This is a genomic window from Sphingobium sp. TCM1, assembly GCF_001650725.1.
In the GTDB taxonomy this organism is placed as follows: domain Bacteria; phylum Pseudomonadota; class Alphaproteobacteria; order Sphingomonadales; family Sphingomonadaceae; genus Sphingobium.
Window position 1 is genome coordinate 440,794 of sequence record NZ_LXVX01000034.1, and the last position, 11,813, is coordinate 452,606.

10 protein-coding genes are annotated in these 11,813 nt (G+C 64.8%); 4 read left to right on the forward strand and 6 right to left on the reverse strand.

Going from position 1 to position 11,813, the window contains the following annotated elements; translation table 11 throughout:
* Nucleotide 1 precedes the first annotated feature (1 nt).
* Together A7Q26_RS19115 and A7Q26_RS19120 are read right to left on the reverse strand one after the other, a co-directional pair.
* Nucleotides 2-346 carry a GntR family transcriptional regulator gene (locus A7Q26_RS19115; protein WP_066862839.1) on the reverse strand — a complete coding sequence of 115 codons (345 nt, stop codon included), beginning with the start codon at nt 344-346 and terminating at the stop codon, nt 2-4.
* A gap of 71 nt (nt 347-417) precedes the next feature.
* Nucleotides 418-996: a nitroreductase family protein gene (locus tag A7Q26_RS19120; RefSeq protein ID WP_066862843.1), complete on the reverse strand. Its 579-nt coding sequence runs from the start codon at nt 994-996 to the stop codon at nt 418-420.
* Nucleotides 997-1,149: 153 nt separating this feature from the next.
* On the opposite strand from A7Q26_RS19120, the gene A7Q26_RS19125 reads away from it, so the two are divergent.
* Genes A7Q26_RS19125 through A7Q26_RS19135 form a run of 3 tightly spaced genes read left to right on the forward strand, consistent with a single transcriptional unit; the run spans nt 1,150 to nt 5,458 of the window.
* The gene (locus A7Q26_RS19125; protein ID WP_066862846.1) at nt 1,150-2,673 is read left to right on the forward strand and encodes a peptide MFS transporter; all 1,524 of its coding nucleotides are present in this window, start codon (nt 1,150-1,152) and stop codon (nt 2,671-2,673) included.
* An 11-nt stretch (nt 2,674-2,684) separates the two neighbouring features.
* Entirely contained in the window at nt 2,685-4,082 is a 1,398-nt protein-coding gene (locus A7Q26_RS19130; RefSeq protein WP_066863006.1) for an amidohydrolase, read from the forward strand.
* Entirely contained in the window at nt 4,079-5,458 is a 1,380-nt protein-coding gene (locus tag A7Q26_RS19135) for an amidohydrolase family protein (RefSeq protein WP_084439210.1), read from the forward strand. The genes A7Q26_RS19130 and A7Q26_RS19135 overlap by 4 nt, the downstream gene beginning before the upstream one ends.
* 108 nt (nt 5,459-5,566) lie before the next feature.
* Here A7Q26_RS19135 and A7Q26_RS19140 read toward each other — a convergent pair whose 3' ends face one another.
* From A7Q26_RS19140 to A7Q26_RS19155, 4 genes are all read right to left on the reverse strand, one after another.
* Entirely contained in the window at nt 5,567-6,910 is a 1,344-nt protein-coding gene (locus A7Q26_RS19140) for an aminotransferase class V-fold PLP-dependent enzyme (RefSeq protein ID WP_066862849.1), read from the reverse strand.
* Between the two features lie 75 nt (nt 6,911-6,985).
* Nucleotides 6,986-8,350, reverse strand: a complete 1,365-nt coding sequence (locus A7Q26_RS19145; RefSeq protein WP_066862852.1) for a cell wall hydrolase — start codon at nt 8,348-8,350, stop codon at nt 6,986-6,988.
* Between the two features lie 17 nt (nt 8,351-8,367).
* Nucleotides 8,368-9,297: a cysteine synthase A gene (gene cysK / locus A7Q26_RS19150; RefSeq protein ID WP_066862855.1), complete on the reverse strand. Its 930-nt coding sequence runs from the start codon at nt 9,295-9,297 to the stop codon at nt 8,368-8,370.
* Nucleotides 9,294-10,598 (reverse strand): MFS transporter, encoded by a 1,305-nt coding sequence (locus A7Q26_RS19155; protein ID WP_198162985.1) that lies wholly within the window; start codon nt 10,596-10,598, stop codon nt 9,294-9,296. Before A7Q26_RS19155 ends, cysK begins: the two co-directional genes overlap by 4 nt.
* Nucleotides 10,599-10,922: 324 nt before the next feature.
* On the opposite strand from A7Q26_RS19155, the gene A7Q26_RS19160 reads away from it, so the two are divergent.
* Complete coding sequence (locus tag A7Q26_RS19160) at nt 10,923-11,765, forward strand: MASE1 domain-containing protein (protein WP_084439211.1); 843 nt, start codon at nt 10,923-10,925, stop codon at nt 11,763-11,765.
* Nucleotides 11,766-11,813: the final 48 nt, after the last annotated feature.

The window sequence follows — 11,813 nt, forward strand, 5'->3', positions numbered from 1 at the left end:
TCTACGCCTTTGCCAGGTCGAGCTCGTCGATCCGCAGCCCCAGCCGCTTGATCTGCGCCGCGACCGGCGGCCAAACCGTCTCCAGGAAACGCTCGCGCTCCGCACTGCGCAGGCGGCGGGTGGCGCCATCGGCGACGAACATGCCGACGCCGCGCTTCACGACCACCAGTTCGTCATCCTGAAAGCTTTGATAGGCCTTGGCCACGGTCAGCGGATTGGCGCCCTGCGCCGCTGCGAAGGCCCGCACCGACGGAAGCAGGTCGCCATCGGAAAATTCCCCATCCAGGATGGAAGCGGCAATGATCTCGCGCAGGCGGAGATAGACGGGTTTGGAGTCGTCGGCCATGGTGCATCAGTGCCATAATACAGCCGCGGGGGTCAAGTCACGACATTACGCAGATTATTTTGCCTGCGTAATTATCTGTCCCAAGTGGAGACAATCGCGTCATAATCTGGCCGGGGGCGCTCTTCCTGCGGCCGGCCCGGAGTCCCGATGAAGACGAAGCCGGCGATATTCTCGCCCTCGCCACCGAAGGCCGCGCGTACATCCTCATTATAGCTCGGCCAGCCGGTCAGCCAGCCGCCTGCATAGCCTAGCGCATGGGCGCCGTGCAGCAGGTTCATGATCGCGGCGCCGACCGACAATATCTGTTCCCCAACGGGTATCTTGCTGCCCGCGACGGGGGCCGACAGCGCCACCACCAGGGTCGGGGCCTGACGCGCGAACTGGTGCATGGCCTCGATCTCCAGCCGCCCGGCGTCGGGCTTTTCGGCGCGATAGGCTTGCTCCAGCAAGGCGGCCAGCGCATCGCGCCGGTCCTGCGGCACGATCACGAAACGCCACGGCGCCAGCTTGCCATGGTCCGGGGTGCGCAGCGCCACTTCCAATATCTGCCGGAGTTGCGCGTCGTCGGGACCGGGCGCGATCAGGTCGCGGGGCTTGCCGGAGCGACGGGTCTGGAGCAGGGCGAGTGGAGAGGAGAGATCGTTGAACATTGCCGCGACAGATGGCGCGGTGCTGCGCTCAACGCAAGGGCAGAGCTATTGCGGGCCGGGCTTTTGACAGGATGATCGGTTCCGCCCTAGGTTGCGCGCCATCCTGATCGGCGCCGCTGCGGCCCGACGCACAAAATAGATAAAAGGGGCCTCATGGCGACCTCGGACATGGCAACGGCGCAAGCGGGCAAGACCTGGCTTGGCCATCCGCGTGGACTCTTTCTGTTGTTCTTCGCGGAAATGTGGGAACGCTTTTCCTATTACGGGATGCGCGCCATCCTGATCTTCTACCTGACCAAGCATTTCCTCTTCGGCGAGGACAAGGCCTATCTTCTCTATGGCGCCTATACGTCGCTGGTCTACATCACGCCGGTCATCGGCGGTTATCTGTCCGACCGATTCCTCGGTCCGCGCAAGGCGGTGCTGGTCGGCGGCGTTTTTATCGCGATCGGCCATTTCCTGATCGCCGTCACCGAAGGGCCGGGCGGACAGGACCCGGTCTTTCTCAACGGCTTCTATCTCGCGCTCGCCAGCATCATCGTCGGCACTGGCTTCCTCAAGGCCAATATCTCCGTGCTGGTCGGCGAACTCTATCCGCGCGACGACCATCGCCGTGACCCGGCCTTCTCTATCTTCTACATGGGCATCAACATGGGCGGGATGCTCGGGCCGATCGTCTGCGGCCTGCTCGGTGAGCTGTGGGGCTGGAGTTGGGGCTTCGGTGCGGCAGGCGTGGGGATGCTGCTCGGCCTCGTCATGTTCGTGTGGCTGAAGGCCTGGCTGCTGGGCAAGGGCGAGCCGCCCGCGCCGCAGCAGTTGCGCGCGCCCACGGCGACGGGACTCAGCCAGGAATGGACCATCTATCTCGGCGCGGCGCTGGGAGTCGTCGGCATCTGGCTCGTGATCCGCTATGCCGAATTGCTGGGCTACGCGCTGCTCGGCTTTTCGGCGCTGACTGTCGTCTACATCCTCTGGCGCACCCTCGGCACGCTGGGCAAGGTGGACCGCGATCGCATGTTCGCGGCGCTTTTCCTGATTGCGCTCAACCCGCTTTTCTGGGGGCTGTTCGAACAGACGGGCTCGTCGCTCAATATCTTTACCGATCGCAATGTCGACCGCAACATCCTGGGCTGGGATGTTCCGGCATCGCTGTTCCAGTCGGTCAATTCGGTCTTCATCATTCTGCTTGCCCCGCTCTTCGCGCTGCTCTGGACCTTCCTCGACAAGCGCCGGCTGGAGCCGTCCTCGCCTGCCAAGTTCGGGATAGGCCTCATCCTGTGCGGCGCGGGCTTCCTCGTGCTGGTGGCGGGCGCGGCGATGGCGGGGGAAAATCTCACCCCCGTCCTCTTCGTCTTCCTCATCTATCTCTTCCACACCATGGCGGAACTCTGCTTCTCGCCGGTCGGCCTGTCCGCCATGACGCGGCTGTCGGTGTCGTCGATGGTCGGCCTCGTCATGGGCACCTGGTTTCTCGCCATGGCGGCGGGCAATTTTATCGCGGGCCTCATCGCCCGCGCGACCGGCAGCGGCGAGGCGGGGAATGTGACCCAGGTGCTGGACATCTATACGCGGATCGGCTGGTTCGCCGTCGTCGTGGGCGGGCTGGTCTTGCTCGTTTCGCCCTATGTCAAACGCATGATGCATCTCGACAGCATCGGTTCGGAGGAAAAACATTGATCGAGCGGGGCATGAGCAAGGGCGGCAGGCTCCTGCTGGTTGCGGCGCTGCTGGCGGGCAGCGCGGGGCCGGTCGCGGCGAAGAAGGAAAAGGATCCGCCACCCGCCACGCAGGCGTCATCGGCTGAACCGGAAAATCCTTATCCTTCCACCTACAAGCCCTATCCCGGTCGTCCGACGGTGATCCGTGGCGCGACCATCTTCGACGGGGAAGGGGGGCGCATCGACAATGGCGTCCTGTTCCTCTCGGATGGCAAGGTGACGGCGATCGGCGGCCCGGACACGCCGATCCCGGCCGACATCGCCGTGTTCGACGGCACCGGCAAATATGTGACCCCCGGCGTGATCGACATCCACAGTCATCTGGGCGACTATCCTTCGCCCGGCGTCGATGCGCTGTCCGACGGCAATGAAGCGACATCGCCTGTCACGCCCCATGTCTGGGCCGAACACAGCATCTGGCCGCAGGATGCCGGCTTCACCCGCGCGCTCGCCAATGGCGGCGTCACCAGTCTCCAGATCTTGCCCGGTTCCGCCAACCTGTTCGGGGGGCGCAGCGTCACGCTCAAAAATGTCCCCGCCCGCACCATGCAGGGGATGAAATTCCCGGGCGCGCCGCAAGGCCTCAAAATGGCCTGCGGTGAAAATCCGAAGCGCGTCTATGGCGCCAAGGGCCGCGAACCCAGCACCCGCATGGGCAATATGGCGGTCAACCGCCAGACCTGGATCAAGGCGCGGGAATATCAGAAGAAGCGTGCAGCGGGGAAGGACCAGACCCGCGATCTCGCGATGGAAACGCTCGCCGACGTGCTCGAAGGCAAGATCCTGGTCCACAATCATTGCTACCGCGCGGACGAGATGGCCAATGTCATCGATATGAGCAAGGAATTCGGCTACCGCGTGTCGACCTTCCATCACGCGGTCGAGGCGTACAAGATCGCCGACCTGCTGCGCGACAACGGCATCTGCTCGGCGCTTTGGGGCGACTGGTATGGCTTCAAGATGGAGGCCTATGATGGGATTAGGGAGAATGTTCCGCTGGTGCATCGGGCGGGCGCCTGCGCGATCGTCCATAGCGACGATCAGGACGGCATCCAGCGCCTGAACCAGGAAGCGGCCAAGGCGCTGGGCGCCGGACGGCGCATGGGCATCGACATAGCCGACGAAACGGCATGGACCTGGCTCGCCATCAACCCGGCGCGTGCCATGGGCATCGCCGACCGGACCGGCAGCCTGAAGGTCGGCAAGATGGCCGATGTCGTCCTGTGGAACGGAAACCCGTTCAGCACCTATACGCGCCCCGAAAAGGTCTGGATCGACGGCGCCCTGCTCTATGACAGCGCCGATCCGAAGCTGCGGCCTGTGGTCGACTTCGAACTGGGCCAGATCGGCGCGGGAGACGTGAAATGAACGTGCCAAAAGACCTCCGTTCGCTTCGCGCGAAGTCGATAAGCGCCAAGGCCGGTTCTCCAGTCTCTCGACCAGGCTCGAAACGCACGGCTCTTGCTGTGTTGGCCTTGGCGTTTTCTCATCCGGCCCTGGCGCAATCCCTCGCCATCACCGGCGCGACCCTGGCGATCGGCGACGGCTCCGAACCGATCAGGAACGGCACGGTGGTCATCAGCGCCGGCAAGGTCGTTGCGGCCGGCGCGGGCGTTGCGGTTCCTCCGGGCGCCAAGACGATCGACGCCGCCGGCAAATGGGTGACGCCGGGCCTCGTCTCGGGCTTCTCGCGCGTCGGCCTCGCCGAAGTGCCGGCGGTCAAGGAAACCAACGACACCAGCGCCCGCTCGCCCTTCTCCGCCGCGATCGACGTCGCGCCGGCGATCAACCCGCTCGCCAACCCCATCGCTGTCAGCCGCACCGCCGGCATCACCCGCGCGGTGGTCGCACCGGCGACCGGCACCAACATCTTCGCCGGCCAGGGTGCAGTGGTCGATCTGGGCGCCGATCTCGATCCGATCACCAAGGCGCGCGCCTTCCAATATGTCGAAATGGGCGAAGCGGGCGCGGTCGAGGCGGGGGGTAGCCGCGCGGCGATGATCCTCACCTTCCGCATGATGCTGGCGCAAGCGCAGGACTATGCGAAAGCGCCCGCCACCTATGACGGCTACTCGAAGGATGCGCTCCTCAACCGCGTCGACGCGCAGGCGCTGGTGCCGGTCGTCACCGGCGCGATGCCGCTCATGGTCCACGCCGAAAGCGCGCGCGACATATTGGCTGTTCTGGCGCTGCGCCAAGACTTTCCGGCGCTCAAGCTCATTCTCGCCGGCGCGACCGAAGGCTGGATGGTCGCCCCCCGGATCGCGGCCGCCAGGGTGCCGGTCATCACCGCGGGCCTGGAAGACCTGCCCTCCAGTTTCGAGAAGCTGGCCGCGACCCAGAGCAATGTCGGTCGCATGGTGAAGGCTGGCGTCAGCGTTTCGATGGGGATGCTGACCGGCGACGACGCGCTGCAACTGCGTCACGCGACGCAGCAGGCGGGCAATATGGTCGCGCTGACCAAAGTGCCCGGCGCGACCGGGCTCAGCTGGGGCCAGGCGCTGCGCACCATCACCTCCGCCCCGGCCGAGGCGATGGGTCTGGGCGACCGGATCGGCTCGCTCAAGCCCGGCAAGGCGGGCGACGTGGTGATCTGGGACGGCGATCCGCTCGAAATGACTTCCGCCCCGGTCGCGGTCTGGATCGACGGTGTCCAGCAGCCGGTCGAAAACCGCCAGACCAAGCTGCGCGACCGTTACGCCACACCCACCGAAGGCGCACTGCCCAAGGCCTATGAATGGTGAAGAGCGAGAGGAGCAGGCCTGCCGCTCTTGTCGCGAGGAAGAGCCGGCGCCAGATCACTGCGTCCAGCCCGTTTTCATCCTGACGTCCGCGCATCGGACTTCAGCGTTTCAGGCGAACCGGGCGCGCTCCGCCCGGATCGCCGCGACCAGCCGGTCCAGTTCCGCGCTGGTGTTGAACAGCGCGGGTGTAACGCGCAGCACCGGTCCCGACGCCAGCCCCGCCTTCGCCACCAGTAGCAGCCCATATTTTTCCAGGAACAGTTTGGCTGCCGTTTTCGCATCGTCAGGTCCGGTCATGCCGGGCAGGCGAAAGCCCATCACCGCTCCATGGCGACCGGCGGTCTCCGGGAGCAGGATTTCCAGTCCCCTGATGTCGCGGACCCGATCGATCCAGTAGTCGCGCAACCTGAGCAGATGGCGATATTTGGCTTCGGCGCCGATCGCCTCATGCACCTCGATCGCGCGCGGCACGGTCAGCCGGGCGGCGAAATCGACGGTTCCAGTCGGGATGCGCGCGCGAATATCCTCCGGCCCATGGATGCGGTTGCCCAGCCAGGGCGCTATGTCCCGCAACCTTTCCTCGCGGATATATATGCCTCCGGTGCCCAGCGGTGCCGCCAACCATTTGTGCAGCGAAAAGCCAATGAAGTCCGCGCCGATATCATCAACGGTGAAGGGGATATGTCCCAACGCCTGCGCGCTGTCCAGGATCACGTCTACCCCGCGTGCCCTCGCCATGGCGACGATCGCCTTCACCGGCGGCACCAGCCCGTTGCGGTTCGACAGGTGCGTGAGCAGCAGCAGTCTGGCGCGTGGGGTGTCCGTCAATACCCTGTCATAAGCCGCCAGGATATTGGCTTCGTTGTGCGGTTCGGGCAGGCTGAAGCGGACGATCCGCACGCCCCGGCTTTGTTCCAGATAGTCGCAGGCATATTGCATCTCGTCATAGTCGACATCGGCGTAAATCACTGCATCGCCCGCCTTCAGCAGTGCATAGTTGGCGATCAGCGCATAGAGCGCCTCGGTCCCGCCGCCCGCCAGCGCAATTTCCCCGGTCGATGCGCCGAGCAGCCTTGCTACCGCCGCGCGCGACCGGTCCAACTCCCCGTCGCGCGGATGGCCGGGCGCACCATTGCGCAGGAAAAGCGCATGATTCTGGTTTACCCAGCGGGAATGGGCCTCATAGCTTGCCTGCACCGGCCGCGTCATCGCACCATAATAGGCTGCGTCAAAGGTCGCGACATCGCGATTGACGTCATAGAGCGGCAGCAACCCCCGCTGTGCCGCCTCGAAATCGGTCATGTCGCCGGCAAAACGGAAGGGCGGATCGTCTGGCCAGCCATCGCCGCCGATCGGAGAGGCTGTCGCAGCGGCTTTCAACATCAGCCCGCTGCCCAATGTCGACCCAAGAATGCCGCCAGCCCGTCCCAGTAAGCCTCGCCGCGTAATCATCACGCCCCACTGCCAGATTGTTATGAAATAACATGACGAACAGTGAGTCAAAACCCGCTACTTTTCCTTCCCGGCTCAGGAACCTGAACCAAGTGGCTGAACCGTTGTCGCTGTGCCGGTAGCGGCGGGGGCAGAGCTGGCCGGTGTCACCATCCGGTCGGACCGATCGTCGCGGCGCACGCCGCTCAGTGGTGGGACGCTCGCCGTGGCCGGAGGCGCCGGCGCCACCACGGGCAGCCGATCGCGCATACATTCGGCCTTGTTTGCGCGCGGCGTGGCCGTGCAGTTCCACAGGGCGCGCTGCAAGCCATGCCGCAGATCGTGAATATAGGAGAAGCGCATGGCCACCAGATTGTCGAGGGTCAGCGGCAGCTCCTTGGGCGCGTCGCGCGCGATCCAGCCCATGATCCGGCACTGTGGCCGACCCGCGCAGAAGGTCTGAGCGCTCATCGGCCAGCTTTCGGGGCGGCTGCCGCGGGGTAATTCCACGAGGAAGCTACGCGCATCGGCCAGCGCAATCAGGCGCACGCCGGCAACGGTCTTCCCGATGAGGTCGAGGCCGATCGCCTTCCGTGCCTGCGCGACCATTGCTTCGGCGCTGTCGCCGGTGGGCGTCATTGTGCCGGGAACAGGGAAGGGGCTGCCTAGATGTGCCGGAGACAGGCGCGCGATCTTGGCGATCAGCGGTTCGCCCGGCTCGTCGCTGCGGCCGAAGGCCGGCGGCGTGCCCCACCAGCCGCGCCAGCGGAAAAAGAGGTGCGTGCCGACGGCAGTGACCTTGTCCAGGCTGCTGCTCCAATAGGGTACGACCCAGTCGGTATGATAATGGGTGGCATGGCCGACCGGCTTGAACACCTTGCCGGCTAGCGCGCCTCGGGCAATCTCCCGCGCCCGTTCCCAGGCGCCGGTAGAGGGCGTGCGCGCCAGCGCGCCGTCGCAGGTAAAGGTGAACTGACAACCGGTCGCCCGTTCCTGCCCCTGGAAGACGACGCCGCATACCGTCTTGGGGAAGGCGGGATGACGCACCCGGTTCAGCACCACCTGCGCCACGGCCTGCTCGCCCACCGCATCGTCGCCGGCCTCGTAAAGCTGGGCGGCGGCAAGGCAGTCGGTCGCCCGCGCGAGGTCGATCTCCGATCCACGGAAGAGGAATGGCCGGGCGGCCGGATTGGGATCGCGGGAGAAGGGAATCCTGGCGTTCAGGTCGCGCGCCCGATCGGCATCCAGGGCGAAGACCTTGACCGGCTCTACCAAAGGGGGCGGCGTGACTGGACGGCGCAGGCGGGTCGTTCCCGCGTCCGTCCGGCCGAAATGCGCGCCACGATCATGGTGCGGCCGGCTTTCCCAGCCGGACACCACCATGGGGAGACCGACGAACAGCAACAGCCACACCAGCCACATCGCCGGATGCGGCCGTGAAGAATAGGGGTCGCCGGTCATGCCTGTATTCTGGTTCCTTATTCGGGCAGGAAGTCCGGCACCGACAGATAGCGTTCGCCGGTATCATAGTTGAAGCCCAGAACACGGCTGCCGGGGGCAAGTTCCTTCAGCTTCTGCGCGATCGCGGCCAATGTCGCGCCCGATGAGATGCCGATCAGCATCCCTTCCTCGCGCGCGGCCTTGCGCGCATACTCCTTCGCGTCGGCCGGATCGACCTGGATCACCCCGTCCAGCAGCTGGGTGTGCAGGTTCGCCGGGATGAAGCCCGCGCCGATGCCCTGGATCGGGTGCGGGCCGGGCTGGCCGCCGCTGATGACCGGGGACAGGGTCGGTTCGACCGCATAGACCTTCAGGCCCGGCCATGCTTTTTTCAGCACTTCCGCGACGCCGGTGATGTGGCCGCCGGTGCCGACGCCCGTTACCAGCACGTCGATCGGCGCGTCGGCGAAGTCGGCCAGGATTTCCTGCGCCGTGGTGCGGACATGCACGTCGATATTGGCCGGGTTCTCGAACTGCTGGGGCATCCAGCTGTCGGGGGTCTGCGCCACCAGTTCCAGCGCGCGCTCGATCGCGCCCTTCATGCCCTTCTCGCGCGGGGTCAGGTCGAAGCTCGCGCCGTAGGCCAGCATCAGCCGGCGGCGCTCGATCGACATGCTTTCGGGCATGACCAGCACCAGTTTGTAGCCCTTGACCGCCGCGACCATGGCCAGGCCCACGCCGGTATTGCCCGATGTCGGCTCGATGATGGTGCCGCCGGGCTTGAGCTCGCCCGATGCTTCGGCCGCCTCGATCATGGCGAGGGCGATGCGGTCCTTGATCGACCCGCCGGGGTTCGACCGTTCGGACTTGATCCAGACTTCCGTGCCATCCGGTGCGTCGCCGAACAGCCGGTTGACGCGAATATGCGGCGTGTTGCCGATGGTGTCGAGAATCGTGGCAGCTTTCATGAGGGCTTCTCCTGGCTGATCTCCGTTCGTCCGATTTCGGGTGGATCGAAGCTACGTGCTAGGCGCAATTCGGGAAAGAGTCGCGCCCAAATAAGGGTGATGATGATAGCGCCAACGCCGCCGCCGATCACCGCCGCGATCGGCCCGACCAGCGCGGCGAGAAAACCGGATTCGGCCTCGCCCAGTTCGTTGGAGGCGGAAATGGTGAGCTGGGACAGGCTCGACACCCGCCCGCGCATGGCGTCCGGCGTGTGGATCTGCACCAGCGACTGGCGCACGAAGACCGACACCATGTCGGCCGCGCCCAGCACGACCAGCGCGCCGATGCCGACCTCCATGGCCAGGCCGCGGGGCAGGAAGGCGGTGCAGCCGAAGATGATGGTGGCGACGCCGAACAGGATGACCGCGCCCAGCATCTTCAAGCCCACCTCGCGCTTCATCGGCCGGAACGAGAACCAGAGCGCCGTCACCCCCGCGCCGATGCCCGGCGCAGCGGCCAGGTGGCCCAGCCCCGCCGATCCCACATGCAATATGTCGCGCGCATAGACGGGCAGCAGCGCCGTCGCCCCCGCCAGCAGCACCGCGAACAGGTCCAGCGTGATCGTCGCCAGCACCAGCCGGTTGCCCCGCACATAGGTCAGCCCGTCGATCATCTGGCGGACCGGGTGGCGGCTGGTGTCGCGCGGCGGCTGCGGCACCTTGCCGATCATCAGCATCGCCACCAGCGCCACGGCAAACAGCGCGGCGGCCAGCGCATAGGCGCCCCAGGGCGTCGCCGCATAGGCATAGCCGCCCAGCGCCGGCCCGGCGATCATGCCGGCCTGCCACACGACGGCGGAAATGGCGATCGCGTTGGGCAGCACCTCGGTCGGCACCAGATTGGGGGCCAGCGCGCCATAGGCAGGACCGTTGAAGGCGCGGGCGATGCCCACGATCATGGCGATGCCGAAGATCAGCGGCAGGCTGACCCAGCCCTGATGGGTGGCGAAGGCGAGCAACGCCGACGCGGCGGTCAGCATCGTCAGCGTGAGCCGGGTGATGAGGCGCCGGTCATAATGATCCGCGACCCATCCGGTGACCGGGGTCAGGAAGAATAGCGGCAGGAACTGCGCCAGTCCGATCAGGCCGAGCTGCGCCGAAGCGCCCGCCGTCGTCATCGTCTCCCGCGCGATATTATAGGCCTGCCACCCCAGCACGATCATCATGCCATATTGCGCCAGCACGGCCGCCAGGCGGCCGACCAGATAAGCCCGGAAATTGGCGAAGCGCAGCGGATGCCGATGCGGGAGGGAAGCCGTCATGATCAGGGCTTTAGCGGCGCTTGCTGCGCGGTGGCAACCACCACGCCGCCCCGGCCCCGACAAGATTTGCTTTGCCGGCCATCATTGGCCGTTAATGGCCGATTTCAGACTGTCGGCTTGCGGGCGGGCAGGAGGCGATAGCCGCCGGTCTTCTATTAGGGGCCGCGACACCATGGTTAGCCGAGATAGTGGCCTATGGCCGTCATCCATGACGAGCCAAACCTCCGTTCGTCCTGAGCAGGAACCAGGCGAAGTCGAAGTCCCGCATCGAAGGATGGTAGGCATTGCTACCCTTTATTAACTATATGGTTTGATACATGGCGGATGCGTAAAAATGTTTTAAATCAGCCTTTTGATACGCCCAGCGGCACACTGTTGGCGGCAACAGGGGCAGCTTTGGGATATTTTTGCCTGGCCGCCGCGACTATTCACCTCACCAGTGACGGGCGTAATATCGCGACAGTGTGGCCGGCAAATGCCATATTGCTGGCGCTCGTTCTGGCACGGCCCCTTAACGGCTGGTGGACCATTCTTTTTGCCGGATTCATCGGCAACATCGCTGCAAACTACATCACGCGAGGGACTGTCGAAGGGCCTTTGCTCTATGGCATAGCTAATATCGTTGAGGTGCTTGTCGCCGGGATCGGACTGCATGCCAGCGTCGATCAGGGCGGCGTACTGCGCAAACCGGGTATGGTGTTTCGCTTCGTGCTCTGGGCGGGGATTTTGGCGCCTTTCACGAGTGCCCTGCTGGGTGCCGCCACTGCCTCGGCGGTATTTGACCAGTCATTCCGTGAATCCTTCCTGACTTGGTTTTTCAGTGATGCGCTGGGTCTGATTATCTTCACGCCCTTCCTCTTCGCTCTGTTTCGAGGCGATTATCAAAGATGCTTCCAGGAAAAATCGCCGGCGCAACGGTTTGAAAGCGTCGGCACCATCCTGTTGACGGCCTTGGTGGCGACCATCGTATTCCGCTCAAGTCATCTGCCTATCCTGTTTCTGGTAGCGATGCCTGTCACTCTGACAACCTTTCGATCCGGCTGGTTAGGAACGAAAATAGCCATCATGGTCGTAGCTGTCGTGGGTGCGATCTTCACGTTGAATGGCATTGGTCCAATCACGCTCTCATCGTCCGATCCGCGCTTTCAGGCCCTGTTCTTCCAGTGAGGATCAGCGTGCAATAGGCACCCCCTTCGTGGGGTGATCGGCGTGCAA

What these genes read in the sequence shown, in the direction of transcription:
- A7Q26_RS19115 (WP_066862839.1), bottom strand. Translation starts at nt 346, where the DNA reads ATGGCCGACGACTCCAAACCCGTCTATCTCCGCCTGCGCGAGATCATT.
- A7Q26_RS19135 (WP_084439210.1), top strand. Translation starts at nt 4,079, where the DNA reads ATGAACGTGCCAAAAGACCTCCGTTCGCTTCGCGCGAAGTCGATAAGC.
- A7Q26_RS19140 (WP_066862849.1), bottom strand. Translation starts at nt 6,910, where the DNA reads ATGATTACGCGGCGAGGCTTACTGGGACGGGCTGGCGGCATTCTTGGG.
- A7Q26_RS19160 (WP_084439211.1), top strand. Translation starts at nt 10,923, where the DNA reads ATGCGTAAAAATGTTTTAAATCAGCCTTTTGATACGCCCAGCGGCACA.
- A7Q26_RS19120 (WP_066862843.1), bottom strand. Translation starts at nt 996, where the DNA reads ATGTTCAACGATCTCTCCTCTCCACTCGCCCTGCTCCAGACCCGTCGC.
- A7Q26_RS19130 (WP_066863006.1), top strand. Translation starts at nt 2,685, where the DNA reads ATGAGCAAGGGCGGCAGGCTCCTGCTGGTTGCGGCGCTGCTGGCGGGC.
- A7Q26_RS19155 (WP_198162985.1), bottom strand. Translation starts at nt 10,598, where the DNA reads ATGACGGCTTCCCTCCCGCATCGGCATCCGCTGCGCTTCGCCAATTTC.
- A7Q26_RS19145 (WP_066862852.1), bottom strand. Translation starts at nt 8,350, where the DNA reads ATGACCGGCGACCCCTATTCTTCACGGCCGCATCCGGCGATGTGGCTG.
- cysK (WP_066862855.1), bottom strand. Translation starts at nt 9,297, where the DNA reads ATGAAAGCTGCCACGATTCTCGACACCATCGGCAACACGCCGCATATT.
- A7Q26_RS19125 (WP_066862846.1), top strand. Translation starts at nt 1,150, where the DNA reads ATGGCGACCTCGGACATGGCAACGGCGCAAGCGGGCAAGACCTGGCTT.